The 19331-nt window shown below is 41.5% G+C and carries 12 protein-coding genes; 10 read left to right on the forward strand and 2 right to left on the reverse strand.

Going from position 1 to position 19331, the window contains the following annotated elements:
* The 8 genes from CAG57_RS04815 to CAG57_RS04850 all read left to right on the forward strand — a co-directional run.
* Positions 1 to 1909: methyl-accepting chemotaxis protein (locus tag CAG57_RS04815; RefSeq protein ID WP_237666060.1), on the forward strand; the 1909-nt coding region annotated here is incomplete at its 5' end.
* Positions 1910 to 2143: 234 nt separating this feature from the next.
* The gene (locus CAG57_RS04820; protein ID WP_161439500.1) at positions 2144 to 3151 is read left to right on the forward strand and encodes a LacI family DNA-binding transcriptional regulator; all 1008 of its coding nucleotides are present in this window, start codon (positions 2144 to 2146) and stop codon (positions 3149 to 3151) included.
* A gap of 17 nt (positions 3152 to 3168) precedes the next feature.
* Positions 3169 to 4413 (forward strand): extracellular solute-binding protein, encoded by a 1245-nt coding sequence (locus CAG57_RS04825; RefSeq protein WP_161430567.1) that lies wholly within the window; start codon positions 3169 to 3171, stop codon positions 4411 to 4413.
* 58 nt (positions 4414 to 4471) lie between these two features.
* On the forward strand, positions 4472 to 5458 hold the full coding sequence (locus tag CAG57_RS04830) for a carbohydrate ABC transporter permease (RefSeq protein WP_161427027.1): 987 nt from the start codon (positions 4472 to 4474) through the stop codon (positions 5456 to 5458).
* Position 5459: 1 nt separating this feature from the next.
* Entirely contained in the window at positions 5460 to 6356 is an 897-nt protein-coding gene (locus CAG57_RS04835) for a carbohydrate ABC transporter permease (protein ID WP_161427022.1), read from the forward strand.
* A 17-nt stretch (positions 6357 to 6373) separates the two neighbouring features.
* Positions 6374 to 7723, forward strand: coding sequence for a GH1 family beta-glucosidase (locus CAG57_RS04840; RefSeq protein WP_161427023.1), 1350 nt, complete (start codon positions 6374 to 6376; stop codon positions 7721 to 7723).
* Positions 7723 to 8814, forward strand: a complete 1092-nt coding sequence (locus CAG57_RS04845; RefSeq protein ID WP_161427024.1) for an ABC transporter ATP-binding protein — start codon at positions 7723 to 7725, stop codon at positions 8812 to 8814. Before CAG57_RS04840 ends, CAG57_RS04845 begins: the two co-directional genes overlap by 1 nt.
* 79 nt (positions 8815 to 8893) lie before the next feature.
* On the forward strand, positions 8894 to 11311 hold the full coding sequence (locus CAG57_RS04850; RefSeq protein WP_161427025.1) for a GH36-type glycosyl hydrolase domain-containing protein: 2418 nt from the start codon (positions 8894 to 8896) through the stop codon (positions 11309 to 11311).
* 35 nt (positions 11312 to 11346) lie between these two features.
* Here CAG57_RS04850 and CAG57_RS04855 read toward each other — a convergent pair whose 3' ends face one another.
* Positions 11347 to 12291, reverse strand: a complete 945-nt coding sequence (locus CAG57_RS04855) for an aldose epimerase family protein (protein WP_161427026.1) — start codon at positions 12289 to 12291, stop codon at positions 11347 to 11349.
* Positions 12292 to 12358: 67 nt separating this feature from the next.
* On the opposite strand from CAG57_RS04855, the gene CAG57_RS04860 reads away from it, so the two are divergent.
* A complete protein-coding gene (locus CAG57_RS04860) occupies positions 12359 to 15439 on the forward strand; it encodes a GH116 family glycosyl hydrolase (RefSeq protein ID WP_161433790.1) in 3081 nt (1026 codons plus the stop codon).
* Positions 15440 to 15550: 111 nt separating this feature from the next.
* Positions 15551 to 16570 (forward strand): LacI family DNA-binding transcriptional regulator, encoded by a 1020-nt coding sequence (locus tag CAG57_RS04865; protein ID WP_161433796.1) that lies wholly within the window; start codon positions 15551 to 15553, stop codon positions 16568 to 16570.
* Positions 16571 to 16646: 76 nt separating this feature from the next.
* On the opposite strand, the gene CAG57_RS04870 is transcribed toward CAG57_RS04865, so the two are convergent.
* On the reverse strand, positions 16647 to 18968 hold the full coding sequence (locus CAG57_RS04870) for a glycoside hydrolase family 9 protein (RefSeq protein WP_161427450.1): 2322 nt from the start codon (positions 18966 to 18968) through the stop codon (positions 16647 to 16649).
* Positions 18969 to 19331 lie beyond the last annotated feature (363 nt).

Below are 19331 nucleotides of genomic sequence, written 5' to 3' on the forward strand. Positions count from 1 at the left end.
GTTAACATCTAATATAGAATTTATGACACAAGAGTCTACTCCTCTGATGCTACATTCAGGTGAGCTGACCATTCGTTTTTTAAATATTAATCGAAGTTTGAATTCATACTTGTCTGCCATGTATATCGATGAGCTTGAGCCTTTAAAAGAGGCGGTGAATTTGAGTGTGCAACGTTATAAAAAACAGCTTGACTGGTTTGAAAAGAAAGCAAGTCAGGATCCGAGGATTCCTGATTTTCTAATAAAAATAAAAGAGAAAACAAATGAAAGTTTTAGGAATATTACTCAAATCTTAGAGAATTATGCACGTTATCTTGAATTGAGAGAAGAAAATAGTTACCAACAAACGTTGTTTCAATCTCTCGCTATTCAGTTAAATAGTAATTTACTCGGTAACCTTGCAAAAACAACGCATGATGAAGAACGTGAAGTGGTGGAAGTACTTCTTACACAAGTTGGGCTACTGCTTGGAGAAGTCAATGAGGCGTTTTCATTACAAGATGTCATGGAAACTCGGGCGATAGAACGCCGTTTTAATGGCCGAAAAGAGCGATTTGATGAGGCTATCTTACAGTTTAAATCTTCATCGCCAGCATTTTTTCAGCAAAGTGAAGCATCGTTAACACTGTTGGAACAGCAAATTTTTTCTCCAAGTGGAACATTGGCTCAACATGTCGAGGTTGTTGAGCTTTATGACCAGTTACAGCGTCAACGAGAAAGCATAAAACAGGATATTGACACTCAATTGAAAAATATTGATGCCTTGTCAGCCTATGCGGCCCAAACTGCTGAGCTGCGCTATCTTGAATCGTCCTCCCAAGCAGAAAAAACATTGATGACTCTCATTATTGTGTCATTAGTTTCAGTCGTCATGGCGTTATTGATTGGGCTCAGTATTGCCAATATGATCCGTAAGCCAAGTCAACGCTTGCAAGAGGTTCTTGATAAAGTAGCCTCGAAGGATTTGACTCAAAGAATCCAATTATCCACAAATAATGAACTCGGTAGAGTATCAACCAAAGTCAACTTAGTCATTGATGATTTGTCTCATATCATCAGGCAAATACGAGGATCAGCGACTCAGTTAAATGGTGCCTCATTAGAGAACCAGCAAACGAGCGAGGCGTTAAATCTCACCATCGCTGAACAAACATCGCAAACGGCATTGATAGCAACAGCAATGGAAGAAATTGAATCAGCGGTAAACAACATCGCTTGTTCAGCCAATCAAACATTAGCCATAGTGACCGCCTCTGTGGGGGATTCCACTTCTGGGCAGGCCATGATGCAGAAAAATGTTCAACTATTGAACCAGTTATCACAGCGCCTTAATGACTCAACCCAAACCATCCACCAGCTAGAAAGTGAGAGTGTGGGGATAGAATCGATTCTTGATGTCATTTCTGGTATTTCTGAGCAAACCAATTTGTTAGCGCTGAATGCCGCCATCGAAGCGGCGAGGGCCGGAGAGCAAGGTCGAGGTTTTTCTGTGGTGGCGGATGAAGTCAGAGTGTTAGCCGCTAAAACAACCGCAAGTACCCAAGAAATTCAACTTAAAATTGAACAGTTACAACATTGTGCTGCTTTAGCCGTTAAGCAAATCACCACCTGTGTTAGTGATATGGCTAATTGCATTACCCACACTAATGATGTCAGCGTATCGCTGAGTCACGTACATGCACAACTGAATCAAATAGAAGATCGCAGCCATCAAATTGCCTCGGCAACGACCCAGCATCAATCGGTAGCTGAAGAAGTAACGCACAATGTGAACCATATACAGGTGCTCGCCAATCAAAATTTACTCCGTTCCAAACAATTAACTGCACACAGTCAACACCTTGAAAAAATGGCTGATCATCAAGCGCAACTCACGGAATTATTTACGTTACCTGAGTGTATCGAGTAAGGAAATATTATTTATATCCATTAGTTTATGTAATTTTTTGTGATTTTTTATTTGTATTTATTGATGAACGGTATGCCATGAAACTCTTTCATGGTGTGAAATGAAACTGCAAGGGCTTTCAATTTTTGTGGAATTATCAAAGTTAGGCCAGATTTTCCCGTGATTAACCTCACATTCCATTGAACGCGGATCTTGAATACTTACCTTGTAAGCGATTTCAAGTATGAGGTTCTCTTGGTCACTATTAAGCATGTATCCGAACTCGCTGGCGTTTCTCAAGCAACCGTCTCAAGAGTGGTGAATGGAACAACTCGCGTTAGCCATGATAAGAAGTTGAAAGTTGAAAAAGCCATTAAAGAGCTGGGTTATCGCCCTAATTCCATCGCTCAAGCTTTAGCTTCTAGCCGAACGGGGAGCGTTGGTATTGTGGTTCCTGAACTGGGGGGGCCGTTTTTTTCAGGCATTTTACACAGTATTGAAGGGCACCTGCGTCGTTTGGGCTATCACGCTGTTGTTACCGCCGGTTCAAACACCGAACAAGGTCAACGTGAATCGGTAGAATTTTTATTAGGACGCCGAGTGGATGCGTTGATCCTTCATACTCAGCAGCTTTGTGATGACTATTTAATTGCGTTAGAGGAGCAGGGCATTCCGGTTGTACTGATTAATCGGGTTATTCCAGAGATGCTCACCAGCTGTATTGATATTGATAATGAGGCGGGAGGGAAGTTGGCCACTCAATATCTATTACAAATGGGGCATACGCACATTGCTTGTATTACCGGGCCTCTTGATAAGTCCGATGCGCGGGGGCGGTTACAAGGTTATCGACGAGCTTTAGAAGAGGCTGAGCTGGAATATAGCGAGGCATTAGTCTCAGAAGCGGGCTTTACTGAAGAAACGGGCGTCAGTGCCATGAAAAAACTGCTTAAACGAGGGGGAAAGTTTACGGCGGTGTTTGCCTCAAACGATCACATGGCATTTGGCGCCTTTGAAGTACTGAAAAGAAAAGGATTTTCAGTTCCTGAGGATATTTCTTTAGTTGGCTTTGACAATATTCTGTTTACTCGTTACCTCACACCAGGATTAACCACGGTTAATTTTCCTATTGAAGAAATGAGTACAGAAGCTGTGCAGTTAACCATTCAAAAACTTAATAAAAATAAATGTGATGTGAATTTTAAACTTTCACCCGCTTTAGTGGTGAGGAATTCCGTCAAGGACTTACTTAAAACTCTATAAATATTTAAGGATAAATGATGAAACTTAAGACTCTCGTGCTATCCAGTGCCGTTGCCTTAGGGCTTGCTGCAACCGCGACGGCGGAAAATCAATCCATTCGTTTTGACGGGTTCCCTGATTTTGATAGTAGCCTAAAAGTATTATTACCGGATTTTGAAAAGAAGACCGGAATAAAGGTGGATTACTTAATGAATAATCATGGTGATCATCATACAAAGTTAACCACTAACCTCGCTACAGGTTCTGGAGCTGGAGATGTGATTGTTGTAGATGTAGAAAAAATTGGACCTTTCGTTGCTTCTGGTGGCCTTGTCAATTTATCTAAACAATATGGAGCCGATAAATATGAAGAACGTTTTGCCCCTTATGCATGGGCTCAAGGTAAAGGTGCCGATGGTGATATGTACGGTATTCCGGTGGATTTAGGGCCCGGAGTTATGTATTACCGAACGGATGTTTTTAAACAAGCCGGAATCGATATTAATGAAGTGATTAAAAGCTGGGATTCTTATATTGCCGCAGGCGAGAAGCTGAAAGCGTTAAATATTCAGTTAATTCCATCAGCGGCAGATGTTGCTCAAGCGATTATTTTTACAACGGTTCCTGAAGGTGAAGGGCTTTATTTTGATAAAGCTGGCAACTCGGTGGTGACTTCAGAACGTTTTGTTCATGCGTTTGAAGTGGCTAAAGAAATACGTGATAAAGGGCTGGATGGGCGAATTCTTGCTTGGTCTAACGAATGGTATGAAGGGTTTCGTAATGCCACCTTTGCCACTCAGTTATCTGGGGCTTGGCTGCTTGGTCACTTAAATAACTGGATTGCTCCAGATACGGCGGGCAAATGGGCGGTATCCCACTTACCCGATGGTATTTACGGAAGTTGGGGCGGCTCTTTCCTTTCTATTCCAACTCAATCGAATAACCAAGATAAAGCATGGAAATTGATTGAATATATGACCGCTGATCGTGAGATTCAACTAAAACATTTCGAAACGATTGCGGCCTTCCCTGCCAATGTAACGACTTACGATGATGCCTTATTTGAAGAAGAAGTCGCTTTTCTCGGTGGGCAAAAAGCACGTTTAGTTTTTGCTGATGTCGCTAAAAATATTAAGCCAGTACAACCGGCAAGAGGTGATCATGTTGCTCGTTCCATCGTGCTTGAGAATGCCTTAATGGAAGTTCTGGATGAAGGCAAAGATATCAAAACGGCACTAAAAGAAGCCGAACGTTTAATTTTGCGTCGCACACGTAATCTTTAAGAATGGATTTTTCAGGGAAGCTTATTTAATCGGCTTCCCTGCGTAAGAGGTCGTTATGATGAAGTTTTTAGCAAGTAATAGCATGGATAAATTATCGGATAATCGTTTTTTTCAACTTAATTTGAAAGCGCTTACACCGTACGGTTTTTTACTGCCATTTTTGTGTATTTTTTCTATTTTTGGCATTTTCCCTTTACTTTTTTCCGTGTATCTCTCTTTCCATGCTTGGAATCCTGTAGAAGGTTTGGATGCAATGGAATATGTGGGGCTTGAGAATTATCATATTGCATTAACCGATCCGTGGCTCTGGCGCTCATTAAAGAATACATTTTGGCTCGCCATTACTTCAGGCGTCGCTCAGCATTTAGTGGCTATTCCTGTTGCTTATATTTTGGTTTCAATGGGGGATCGTTTACGCCATTGGTTAACCTCTGCCTATTTTTTACCTTATATTACCTCGACGGTGGCAGCCTCACTGATCTTTTTCAATATGTACTCGCCAACATCTGGGATCATTAACCAAAGCTTAATCGTGTTAGCAGATAGCACAGTATTCGGTTGGGCATTTTCGTGGGTCAACGATTTTCAGCCTATCCGCTGGCTCGATGACGCGACATTGGTAAAACCTTCCATTGCTATTATGGTGTTCTGGAAATATACCGGTTTCAACATCGTGCTCTATACCACGGGGTTAATGACGATTCCTAAAGATATTTTGGAAGCGGCTCGCATGGATGGTGCAAATGCGGTTCGTCGTTTTTGGTATGTCTCACTTCCTATGATCCGCCCTTTTGTGTTCTTTGCTGTCACGATGACGATCATTGGTAACTTACAGTTATTCGAAGAACCTTTCGTACTGACACGAGGAACTGGGGGAACGGGGCAATCCGGGTTAACTATTTCTATGTATCTCTACAAAGTAGGTTGGGAGTGGTTAGAGATGGGGACGGCCTCGGCAATTTCTTGGTTGCTCTTTGCACTGATAGCCGCATGTACCATGGTTCAATTTTTCTTCTTTGGCAAGAAAGGGTTAGGAGAGCAGTAAGATGTCTACAGATTCTATAGCGAAGAAAGCTTCACCTTTAATGTCATTGAAGCTGAGTGATAGAGCCATTGAAGTACTGACGAAAGTCTTGATGGTGATTTTAGCCGTGATCCTTATTATTTCTGCCATTGTCACCGTATTTCCTTTTGTTTGGTCGGCTCTGCTGTCAACGCGTGATCGCACGGAAATTTTTGGGACAGGGATCAGTTTTGCGATAGGAGATAGCTTGGCGATCAACTACGCAAGGTTGCAAGAGATCATGCCATTTTGGCAGGCGATGTTTAACTCTATTTATGTGGCCTTTCTGGGGACAAGCATCTCACTGCTGTTTTGTAGTATGGGAGGGTACGCTTTTGGTGTATTTCAATTTAAAGGGAAAAAGATACTGTTTGGAATGTTGGTTGGATCAATGATGATTCCTCCCGTATTGAGCTTAATTCCTTACTTTATGATTATTAAGTTCATCGGTTTACTGGATAACCATATTGCTGTCTGGCTTCCGTTTACTACAACGCCTTTTGGCATCTTTCTTATGCGTCAACATGTAGTGGCTTCCATTCCTAAAGAGTTATTAGAAGCGGCGAAATTAGATGGTGCCGGTCAGTTAAGAACTTATTGGAGCGTGGTGTTGCCCTTGATGAAACCCGCTTTGGCTACCTTGGCTATCGTACAATTTGTGTTTTTTTGGAACATGTTTATGCAGCCTCTGGTGGTATTAACCACACCTGAAAATTATGTGATTACCCAAGCCCTTCGAAGTGTTCAAGGGATCCCAAATACCCCTTGGGGGGCAGTGATGTTGGGAACCACCATTTCGATTTTACCCTTAGTAGTGACTTACTTGTTTGCTTCGAAACAGATGATCAGTGGTCTCACCTCTGGTGCAGTAAAAGGTTAGATTTAAAGGTTATGAAAATGAATAAATATGAACTTCCCAAAGCTTCTCCGTTACGCAGTAGAGCGTTTGTTTTCGGTGTTGCCACTTCCTCTTATCAGATTGAAGGGGGTGTTGCAGAAGGGGGGCGGACTCCTTCGATATGGGATACATTTTGTAGAAGACCGGGCAAAGTCGATAAAGGCGATAATGGTGACATTGCGTGTGATCATTACCACCGTTGGAAGCAAGATATTGAAATGATTAGTGACTTAGGCGTGGATGCTTACCGTTTATCCATCGCCTGGCCCCGTATTCTACCAGAGGACGGGGTAATTAATCCGCAAGGCTTACATTTTTATGAGCAGATCATTGATGAGTGCCATGCTCGTGGTATGAAAGTCTACGTTACCCTTTATCATTGGGACCTTCCCCAATACTTAGAGGATAAAGGAGGGTGGCTTAACCGTGAAACCGCCTATAAGTTTGCTGATTATGCCGATGTTGTGAGCCGCTACTTTGGCGATAAAATTGACGTTTATACCACATTAAATGAACCCTTTGTCGCGGCTTTTCTCGGCTATCGTTGGGGCGTTCATGCCCCAGGAATAAAAGGTGAACGCGAGGGCTTTTTGGCTTCGCATCATTTGATGCTTGGTCATGGTTTGGCTATGCCCATTTTGCGCAAGAATGCTCCCAAATCCCAACATGGTATCGTTTTTAATGCCTCACCGGCTTACCCTCATCGTGAGAAAGATCAAGGCGCGGCTAATTATTCTGATGCAGAAAATTATCATTGGTTTATTGATCCCGTATTAAAAGGGGAATATCCCTCATTAGTTGTTGATCGGCAACAGGCCAACATGCCCATGATATTGGAAGGCGATCTCGACATTATTTCAGCGCCTGTCGATTACATTGGAATTAATTATTATACACGCAACGTCGTACGTTATAACGAGAGTGGTGATATTGAAACGGTTAAACAATCAGAGAGTGAACATACTTATATTGGGTGGGAAATTTACCCGCAAGGTTTAACGGATCTTCTGGTGCGCTTAAAAGATCGCTATAGCAACTTGCCACCTATTTATATTACGGAAAATGGCGCGGCGAATGATGATCAGTGTATTGATGGGCAAGTGAATGATGAGCAGCGTGTTCGCTATTTTCAAGAACATCTCAATGCGGTGGATAAAGCAATAGAAGCTGGAGTTCGAGTTGATGGCTATTTTGCTTGGAGTTTAATGGATAATTTTGAATGGGCATTTGGTTATTGCCAACGTTTTGGCATGGTTTATGTCGACTATCAAACACAAGAACGGACACTGAAAAATAGCGCTATTGCTTATCAGAATATGCTGTTAGAGCGCGCAGAGGAGAATAAGTAATGGCTAAAGTTGAATTTAGAAATATTAAAAAATCCTTTGGTAAGGTTGATGTGGTTAAGCACTTTAATTTTACCGTGAATGATGGTGAGTTTGTGGTCTTTCTTGGCCCTTCTGGTTGTGGGAAATCGACCACATTACGTATGCTCGCTGGGCTTGAAACGATTACCTCTGGTGATATTTATGTCGGGGATAAATTAGTTAATAAAGTGGATGCGAAAGACAGAGATTTAGCCATGGTCTTTCAAAGTTATGCGCTTTATCCCCATATGACCGTCTACGAAAATATCGCTTTTGCTTTAAAACTTAAAGGCATGGCAAAAGCCGATATTGATGTTGAAGTTCGCAGAGCCGCTAAAATGTTGGAGTTGGAACCTTTACTGGATAGAAAACCGAAAGAGTTATCTGGTGGTCAGCGACAAAGGGTGGCGATGGGGCGAGCTATGGTTCGGACACCGAAAGTCTTTTTATTTGATGAACCACTTTCTAACCTAGATGCCAAACTGCGTGGTGTAATGCGTGAAGAAATTAAGCATCTTCACCGTGAATTAAAAACCACCACCATTTACGTCACGCACGATCAAATTGAAGCCATGACACTGGCTGATCGAATCGTGATACTTAAAGATGGTTATGTTGCTCAGGTAGGGACGCCAACGGATGTATTTCAGCGGCCTGCTAATAAATTTGTTGCCCAATTTATTGGCAGCCCATCAATGAATATGTTGGATGCCAAACTCATTAATCAAGATAATGTATTTTATATTGAGCTTGGCAATATTCATATTCCACTTCCTGATCGATTTAAAGCGCATGCTTCCAAAAATTTGGCGCTGCATTTAGGTATTCGCCCAACCGATATTCATTTACGAGCAGAGCAGGTTGACCATAACCGTGTATTGCCTTTCCCAGTAAAAATTAAAGATAAAGAGTTACTGGGAGCGAGCATTCTTTTGAAAACAGAAATTGCAGGCCAGCCATTGATGGTGGAAACACAGGCGGCCGAAGTGACCGTTGATGAGCTAACACTGTATTTGGATCTGGATGCGATTCACTTATTTGATGCCTTAAGTGAAAACTCTTTGGCGAGTTAGTTATCCCCAGTTAGCTTAATAGCATCGATGGATTAAATAGTATTTTGCTTCTTCTTTTTGGAAGAGGCGAGGGAGAGTGATGATGAAATTTGGATATTTTGACGATAAGAATAAAGAATACGTCGCAACCACACCGTGTATCCCGATTAAATGGTGTAACTATGTGGGTACGTTAAATTTTGGCGGCTTGGTGGATAGTAATGGTGGAGTGCTGTTGTGTAAGGGGGACCCAGCACTCAATCGCATCACCAAATATATCGCCCAGCTGCCAAACTCCGATTTTAAAGGCTCAACGCTGTATCTAAAGTTGCGTAATCAAGAAGGGAAAGTCACGATTTTTTCTCCATTTTATACGCCGACCTTGACACCGTTGGATAAGTTTGAAAACCATACAGGGCTGTCTTATACCACTATCGTTGCTGAGGCTTATGGTATTCGATGTGAAAGCACCTTTTTTGTACCCAAACATGATCCGGTTTTGCTCCAAGATATTAAAGTGACCAATATCTCAGGGGAAGAATTACATATTGATGTAGTGCCTGTTTTTGAATTCACCCATTTTGATGCATTAAAGCAATTGGTCAATGCTGATTGGGTTCCCCAGACCATGATCTTACAAGCTCACCAGCAAGAAAGTGGACATACGGTGTTGGAGCAATACGCTTTTATGAAGCGAGATTATGCGGTGAATTTATTAACGGCTGATCGCCCCGCCACTTCATTTGATGGTGATCGTCAAAAATTTCTTGGCAACCTAGGCTATGGGAGTTGGGCGTCACCTGAGGCTTTGAATCATCTTGAGTTGACGAACAGTGAATGCTTACGTGGTGACAATATCGGCGCTTTAAACCTACGTTTAGGCTGGATAAAACCACAACAAACTGAGCGTACGGTTGTGCAATTGACACAGATGGAAAGTCTTGAGGTTGCGCAGCCTATCTTGGCTAAGTATCGGAACCATGCTGAGGTCGATAAGGCATTTGCGGATCTTGCGATATTCTGGGAGGAGTACTTATTGACACTTCAAGTTGAAACTCCCGATCCTGCAATGAACTCTATGCTGAATGTGCATAATCCTCGTCAGTGTCATACCACCAAAAACTGGTCACGCTATTTATCTCTCTATCAATTGGGGTATGGAGCGCGTGGCATTGGGTTTCGTGATTCATCACAAGATATTCTCGGTGTGATAGCCCATATGCCAGAAGAGGCCCGTGAATTTATTGAACGCTTATTGTCGGTTCAAAATATCGATGGCTCTGCGATGCACCAATTCTTTCCTTCCACAATGGAGGCCAATGGGGGGGATTCTCGTGAGGAAGAAGATAGGCCCGATTATTATGGCGATGACCATTTATGGATCATTTATGCGGTGACTCAATATATTAAGGAAACTGGCAATGCGGATTTCTTAAATATCAACATCCCCTATTATCAAAAAGATAAGCAAGGGCAGCCTATCGAAACAGGCTCGGTATGGGATCATTTATGCCGTGCTCTCTTATTTACCGAAACGCATACAGGTCAGCATGGGCTCCCCTTACTGGGATTTGCCGATTGGAACGATACCGTGAACTTACCTACTGGGGCTGAGTCATTAATGGTCGTTAATATGTATGGTAAAGCCTTATTAGATATGCTTGACCTGTGTGAACTTCGTGGAGAGGTTTCACTCGCGCAACACTATCAGGCTCAATATGAAAAAATGCAGCGTCTTTTTAATCAATATGGTTGGGATGGTGCGTGGTTTATCCGTTATTTTGATGAAAAAGGTGCGCCTGTTGGTTCTCATCTCAATCAGCAAGGGCAGATCTACACAAATGCACAAAGCTGGCCAGTTATTTCAGGGTTTGCTACGCCAGAGCGAGCAACGCAAGCCCTCAATTCTGTCTATAAAAAATTAAATACGGCGAACGGTATTAAGCTGTCAACACCGGGTTATAACGGGTTTGAACCTGATCTTGGTGGTATTTCTACCTATCCACCAGGGGCGAAAGAAAATGGGGGAATTTTCTTACACGCGAACCCATGGGTCATGATCGCTGAAGCCAAAATGGGCAATGGTGATCGCGCTTATGAGTATTATCGACAAATTAACCCAGCGTCGAAAAACGATCAGATAGACGTTTTTGAATCAGAGCCTTATTGCTATCCACAAAACATATTGGGTGATGAACATCCACAATTTGGCCTTGGACGTAATGCATGGTTATCGGGGACTTCTTCATGGACATATGTCGCTGGCACTCAATGGATACTGGGGATTCGTCCTGAGATTGATGGCCTAGTGATTGACCCATGTATTCCCTGTGATTGGCCTCAATTTAACGTTCGCCGCCAATTTCGAGGAGCTCAGTATGACATTCATGTGCTAAACCCGCATGGGGTGAATAAAGGGGTTGTAGAGATGCGAGTTGATGGTGTGGCGATTCAAGGCAATAAAGCTCCCGTATTTACTGATGGTGAACATCATATCGAAGTGATATTAGGTGCATAACAAAAGGGCACAAAGGTGCCCTTACGATGCCCAAATCAAGCTCGGTATATGGCTTGGCATTGCCAATGAAATGTTTGTTGCTGATGTGGCGCAAGTTCTAATAACCCGAGTTGATTATTAAAGGCATCAGCGGGGCATGTCATGGGTTCAATTGCAATAGAGGCTTCGTTATTTGGGGTATAGAGCTGAAGATAAGGATAGCCAGGGTCTTGTTGATAAAGCAGTTCGGCGGAGTGATCGTTTCGATGGAAAGTTAATGGAATCGGTTGATGGCTATCGAATGAAAAACAGTGATTTAAAGCGACATTCTTGAGAGACGCACCATGAGCAAATTGGCAGTAAGGTTGGAACTCTCCATTGGGAAGATCGTTAACATGCTTTACCTCATTGCACGCTGGCATGGTTAGAGCGCATTGGTTAAGGGGAACGCCCAATGAAAAGTAAGGATGCCAAGCATCGCCAAAAGGTAAGGGTGATTGCCCTTGGTTTTCGACAGTGGTTGTACAGCTTAATAAGCCATCGGTCGTGATATGGAATCTTGTATCTAACTGAAAGGCAAAAGGGTATCCCGGATGCAGACAAGGGGTGGTGAAGCGAAGTGTAATTTCAGCATCCTGTTTTGTGGCATTGGAATGAATGAGTGTAAAGGGTTGATTGTAGAGCAAGCCATGTACGGCATGTTCAGACCAAGGGAAGTTAGCGGGTAACTGATAATGACCCCCCGCGTAATGATAGCGGCCTTGATTAAGGCGATTGGGAAAAGGAAAGAGTTTAGCACTGCGTGAATAATAGGGATGAAAATTAAGTAATTCATCACTATTTTGATAGCCGGATATAAATGAGAATGGACTATGATTTACGATGAATTTATTCACTATCGCTCCAAACTCATTAATGATATGCAGTTCTATTCCATAATTTGGATTGCTAATGATGATGTTGTCAAATAATCCAAATTTCCCTTTTTTAATTTTAAACATTGTTAGTATCTCCATTTTTTATAGATAGTAACAAGTGAAATGAATTATTCAATATTGGATTTTGATTATGATAAATAAATTTCCATATACAAGTTATAGTGGCGTAGCCAGTGAACTGTGTAGCCAAGGAGAAGCGGCTGAATTTATTCAACCTTGGTATACTCCGATATCAACAACACCTAATAATACGGGGATGGCTGTCGGGGGGATTGGTTCTACATTTACACTAACCCCAAAAGGGGAAACCCCAAATTTTAGCTTTATACCTGGTGTTTATATTGACTGTTCAGAAGAAGGTATTAATTTTAATGATTTTTATCTTTCTGTGATGGATGATTTAGATATTGAAAATCTGAGCATTCCTAACCTTGTGGAATTAGAGCGTTTTCTTGAATTTTATCCAGTAAAGTTTGATGGGGTAAGATTACTGGTTGATAATGAAGAACAAACTTTAGAAAGGATTAAATCTGGGTTAAATAACGTAAACTTCTATATTGATAATCAAGCTGAATTTGAACGCTGGAATATAGAGTTTACTGAGAAAACGCAACGATTGATTCATGAGAATCCTTATTCTCTTCACACTCAGCTATGGGTCGCCATCGATTTCTTTAATGGACGGCTTATCAATAATTCAGCAAAGACTTCATCGCTGACGACCAAATCATTGGGAACCATTGAGGCTTTGAGTGCCGAAGCGATTCACTACCAAGCCTTATACCCAACGGCACTGTATGACTATCAACATTTTGATGGGATAGGTGTTAAACGGAAAGTCGTTTCTCCTATTGTTAAAGGGGATAAAAGGCTGTGTTCTTTACCACTGCACTGGAACCAGTTTGCATTCGAAAATCGCTCTACGAAAACTCAGTTAATCACCTTAGCCCAACCGTTTGAAAACCTGATTGGTTCGACTTATCAAAAGCATCGCCAAGGCGTTCAGGATTCCGCTTGTTCCTTAGTGCGCAATACGATAAAGCAGCACCATACTCAAAAACAAATAAAGAGCAATGATGCTCAGTTTGTCGGAGTGAGCTTACGGAGTGATTCGCCTTATTCTTCTGATATTGAAGGGGAGGTGTTGTATGGCATTGCTGTGAAAAAAGAAGACTTACAAGCCGGTAGAGCAACCATCACGGTTAAACCTTCTTTGTATAAAGAGAAATTAGAGCAAGAACTACTTTCGGCCTTAAATACCGGGCGTACTAATACACATTTTGATTATGGTACTTACAGTGGTCGAGAACCATTAGTGTCTTTGGTGGTGGTTCAAATCGAGTTACAACCCGGAGAATCATTAGACTTACGTTTTTTACAGGTGATGGATCACGGTAAAATCTGGTTGGATGATTGGTGGTCAGAAAAAGCCTATAGCCAGTTTTTTACGAAAACTGACCGAGCAACCCGTATGGTAGAAGCCGTTTTACCTCAACTAGCCATGATTGAAGATAAAATTATTCAGCAGCAAGTCGATTTTTTAGATTCAGCGAATCAGCAGTTTAGTGACAAGTCATGCGCCCAGCACTTTGCTACGATGGCGATGAATACTCTCTCTTTCCTTGCTGAATCGACGGTTTGGGATAAAGAGGATCGTTTTCTAGTCAAAGAGTGTGTAGATTACCCCTTCTTCAACTCCTTGGATGTCTATTTTTATGGTTCTTTCGCTATTCTTTATCTATTGCCCGAGCTTGATGGGCAGGTAATGCAAGCCTTTGCTCAGGCAATTTTGTCTTCCGATAATACCCCTCGGCGTTACTGGGAATATGCGGATAAGCCTTTTGCAGACCTGATGGATAAGAAATATGCGGGAGTTCGAGCCGTGTATGGTGCCGTGATACATGATTTAGGGAGTCCCTTTGATATTAAGTCAGATGCGTATAACTGGCACAATGTCAAAGAGTGGAAAGATCTTGCGCCTAAATTTGTTTTAATGGTCTACCGACACTATCAGCACACAGGCGATAAATACGTTGTTGAGGCTTGCTGGCCTGCAGTGAAAGAGAGCCTCAATTATTTGTCTTCTTTAATTGAAGAAGGAGACACCTTACCTTTAGTGCATGGCACCGATGATACGTTTGACAATCTCGCTTCTCATGGCATTGCTATTTATTGTGCGAGTTTGTGGGTTGCCGGCCTTCAAGTGGCTGGGCATTTAGCTGATATTATGGGAGAAAATGGCCTTTCTGTTGAATATCAGCAGCGAGCAAACGCAGCTTTGGAGACTTTAGAGAAGAGTTTGTGGGATGAACGGCAAGGCTACTACCATTTTTATGCGACGCCGATTCAAGCGAATCATTTAACAGGAACGGATTTTCAGCCATTAAAACAGTTAGGGCTTTTTTTGTCGGGGGAGAAAGTTTCCGATAAGCAGTTATTAAATGACTATCTTAATGTTATCGATGAAAAAAGTACCTTGTCAAAATTCGAGCAGAGATTGGAAAAGAAACAGCGCTTATTAACCACCGCACCATTAGCTTTTAGCCGTGAATATCAGGTGATGGTACTCGATTCTGATAACAGTTTCGGTGACGCCTTAGTGGCGGATACTTACTTAAAACTTATGGGGTTAAAGGGGCTATTTTCTGCTGAGCGAGTAAGCAGAACGTTAGACTTTATTTATCAAACCAATTTCTTAAACAATAGCCCACATCTTGGGGTTGCCAATATGACGCTGGCAGATGGTACTCCCCATGATGCTTTTCAGGCGCAAGATGTTTGGGGGGGGGTACAATTTAGTGTTGCAAGTGCTTTAAAGTTGGCGGGTAAATCGCAGCAAGCTGAACGATTACTCAGTACGGTTTATGACACGCTTTATCACTCTGCCAAAATTCCTTTTGCTGCTCCTGAAGGGTTTAACGGTTCTGCTAAAGTGACAGAAAGAGAGTTGAAGAGCTTGTTATCTTTGAGTCATGAGCAGGCGAGAGCGTGTTTACAAGTACTAAAGGCGATTCATGCGCTTAGAGATGATGGACGAGTGAATCCCGAGATACGGTTAGATAAAAAGCGTTTCATGCTTTGTTTTGAGTCGGAGGAAATGGATAACGTATTGATTGAAAAGCTATATCAATGGCTTATCCAAAATAGTATGAAGTACACCGCTGGCCGGTATTTCAGACCTGGGATGATTTTCTCTTATCTTTATTGTTAATGTTAATAACGTAAAGGGTTGATTTTTATCGACCCTTTTTCTTCACTAATCCCCAGTGTTATGCTAGAAGAATTAATCGATATAAGTTTGATTAATACATTAGGTCGTTATATGCACAAAGCGAATAAAAATAAAGCACCTGCCGCTTACGAAGTGGCAAAGCTTGCCAATGTCTCCCCCAGTACCGTTTCACGATATTTTAATCGAACCTCTTATGTATCGATCGATAAAACGGAAAAGATAGAGGATGCTATCCGTTCACTTGGCTATAAACCTCAAGTATATATAGACAAATTAGCAAAAACACGTTCAATGACAATTGGTGTTCTGGTTCAAAACCCTGATAGCCCCTATACCAGTAGTATCTTAATTGATATGGAAAAGATGCTCGCTGAGCATGGTTATTCTTTATTAATGTCGGTTAATAGCTGGCAAGAAAAACTCGTCTCTTATTCTTTAGATTATCTGTTAAAAAGTGACGTGGATGCCATCATCATTATTTCTGGTAATGTAGATAAGGCCCTGATTTTTAAATGTGCCGAAAAAATCCCTGTGGTTGCTGTTGGATATAATATTGTGGGAGATAATATTCAGTCCATTGCATTGGATAATACCATGGGAGGCTATATGGCTACGTTGCACTTAATTCAGTTAGGTCATATGAATATCGCGCATCTAAAAGGTTTACCCAATCATGAAGACGCTATCTCTCGTTTTCATGGTTATCAAAAAGCATTGGATGAGGCTGGTATTGCATTTAAGAAAAAACTCGTTTTAGAAGGGGACTTTAGTATCAAAACCGGCTATGAGAGAACCGTAGAACTCATTCAATCTCAAGTCTATTTTTCTGCCATATTTGCGGCAAATGATTTAACGGCTTATGGTGCAATTAAAGCACTGCATGATCATGGATATGATGTTCCTGATGATATTTCTGTCATTGGTTTTGATGATTTACCCACCTCTCCTTATTTTACCCCTTCACTCACTACATTACGGCAACCGCTCGATGAAATTGGTGCCATTAGTGCTCAATGCATTTTGAAACTTTTGTGTGGAGAAGAGGAAAGAGTTCGGCTTCCTCCTATTAGCCTCATAGCGAGGGAATCTACAAAGTCTCGTTATCGATAATCAGTTAAAGAAAAGCCGAAAATGGCACCTATTCTCGGCTCTCTTTGCTTAATAAACGTTACTTAATGAACTTTCGTTATTGAGCCGTTTCGTCTAAGAAACTAACGGCCCAGAAGAAAGGAGCGTTCCAGTTGATGGTAATCTCATTAAGTGTCCAAGCGCCAATATCATCTTTCCAGCAAGTTTGCCCAATGCATTTCCCTTTCATTGATGAAGCAACGGGGTCGCTGAAATTGATGGAGTTTGGACCTCCAGACATTACACCGGGTGCCACCAATGGCGACTCACTATCAACGGGATGTGCCCAGAAACGGTGATGCGGGTTAAGTAGCGGACGGCTTCCATAACCAGAAACATAAGATTGATCGAGCGGGTTGCGTCCTAAGATATAGTCCATAGCATCAATGATGCCTTGTATATACTTAGGATTTTTCGTGAAATCATAGGCAATGCCTAAGAAAATACTACGATTCATTAGGTTTGAATTAGAACCCCATGGATATTCTTCCGTATGGTAGGGAATACGATAACCTTCTTTCCCTATGGATTGATGATAAGTATCCGCCGTTTTAATAATGTTAGATCGTGCTTTTTCTATGTCCTTCGCTGGTAAATGATTAGGTACAAGGGCAAGCGTTAATGTCCCTGCGCCACTGACACCTTGCCAGTAAAGATCACCAGTTGCATCAATATCTCCTTTCGGTGTTGCTAAATAGTAAGGTGAAGATTGAAGCGCTTTTTTGTACTCCGCTTTCCCTGTAGTGGTAAATAACTCAGCCGCTGCCCAATAGAATTCATCATCCATTTCTGTGTCGTCATAAGGGCCTGATCCGACAAAATTATCGTAAGCATAAATGTTCTTATGTTTATGAGCCGCTTTCCATGCATTTTCTGCTGAAGCTAAGCACTGTTGAGCATAGGCAGGATCTAAGTCTTTCCATACTCGAGCGCATTGTGCAGCGGTAGCTGCTAAGTTTAACGTTGCAGCTGTGGTTGGGTAACTTAAAAAACGATCACGTGTATTTTTGTGAGGAGGGAGTGGCATACCGGTCCAGACATCATCAGCAATCTTATGGAAAGCCATTCCGCTGGCATCAATTTTCGTGAGTTTCAAATTATCTAATTGGTTAGATTGATCGCCTACAGGTACCCATATCTGGCTATTTTCAGGCACTTGCATGGCCATTAAAAAGTCCATCATCCAGCGTGATTCATCAAGTAAGTCATTGTATTTATTGTTATTTTCTGGTATTCTTACTTTTCCGTCGGCAAAGGCACTGGGGTGGCTAGGGGTAGCGAATTTTTCTCTTTCGTAATAATTGACGAGTGTCCATAGTGAGATACCACCATTGACAACATATTTGCCGTGGTCTCCAGCATCATACCAGCCACCAGTTACATCTAAAGTGAGATCACATCCAGGCCAGTGATTACCTTTCGCATCGGTTTGATTAAAACAAGTGACGACTTCAGCTCGATGTCCAGCGGGTCGAGCTAAATCCGCTCTTTGCACATATTCAGGAAGAATATCAATCCCGCTGCGTTGTTGATAGAAGAAGGAGAGCGCGTCATATTTCATTTCGCTATAAATTGTATTGTCAATAGAAAATGGATGGCTTTGCTCACCATCCACTTCTAATCTTGCTTTGAGCATCGGTATTTGAATATGGCTGAAATCAATCCATTGAACTGGTTCTCCCGAGGCTTTATTTAAGCCAAAGGGTGTGGTCTTACCTTCAGCAATCACTGAGTGGTTAGCGTCTAATAGTTTCCAAGTAACGGGAGTTCTTTTCGAGGTTGCAACAGTCGCATGTTTAGGGCCATGAATAAAATAGCCGACTTGGTTTACTCTGACATTAGCCAGATCTGCGTCTGTAATATATTGAGGACCTAATAGCATGATATCTTTTACGCATACCGTTGTCGGCTCTTCGGTGCCCATCTGAAACTGAAGTTGAACGTTATCATCATTATCCGAGGGTTTGAATGAAAACTGGAATGGTTTAAGTTCTTGATTTAGATTGATATCTTTAATCAAATGGTTCGTGTAAGGCGCACCATTGTGTTGAACTAAGGTTTTAACGTTGGTGGTTTGGTGTGCCAGTGCATGAAATTGTAGATGGTAATCCTCTCCTTTTTTTAAAGCGAGTCCGGACTGCCCAAGGATAACATCCCACGAATTTTTTCCCTTTTCGGTAAAAGTGATACACCCCATCTCATCGGCGGATTGCAATACTGCACCGGCGGCCCACCATCCATCCGTTCCTTGTGAAAAGTTTCCATTCGTGAGCAAATTTTCTTGGTAATGACTGGATGTCACCGAGTCTACAGCACAGCCACTCAAGCCAATAAAACTTACACTCACCATAGCAACGATATTTAACCGTTTTTTATTCATTTTAACCTCTTGAATTTAAAAAGATATAGATAGATTTTCTATTGTAATGATTGTTAACCTTACAATGAATGAAAGGTTTAATTATTATTTAATCTGAATGAATTGGTCATTTTTATAAAACGACATATTGGTTAATAATGCAAGTTATATTTTATGAAATGTGAAGGGTATTACTATTTATGTTTTTATATACAATTGGTTTTTAAAGTGACTTATCGATTCAAGAAATTATTTCATGGCAATGATGGAAGTGTGATTAGATTCTTTTTTTTTATTTTTTTTATTAACTTAAAAACACTTTTAAGACATGGATATAGACAATTTTTTATAAATGTAATTAAAGTTTGTTTATCAATCCAAGGG

This window comes from Vibrio sp. V30_P3S12P165 (assembly GCF_009904905.1).
GTDB lineage: Bacteria > Pseudomonadota > Gammaproteobacteria > Enterobacterales > Vibrionaceae > Vibrio > Vibrio fujianensis.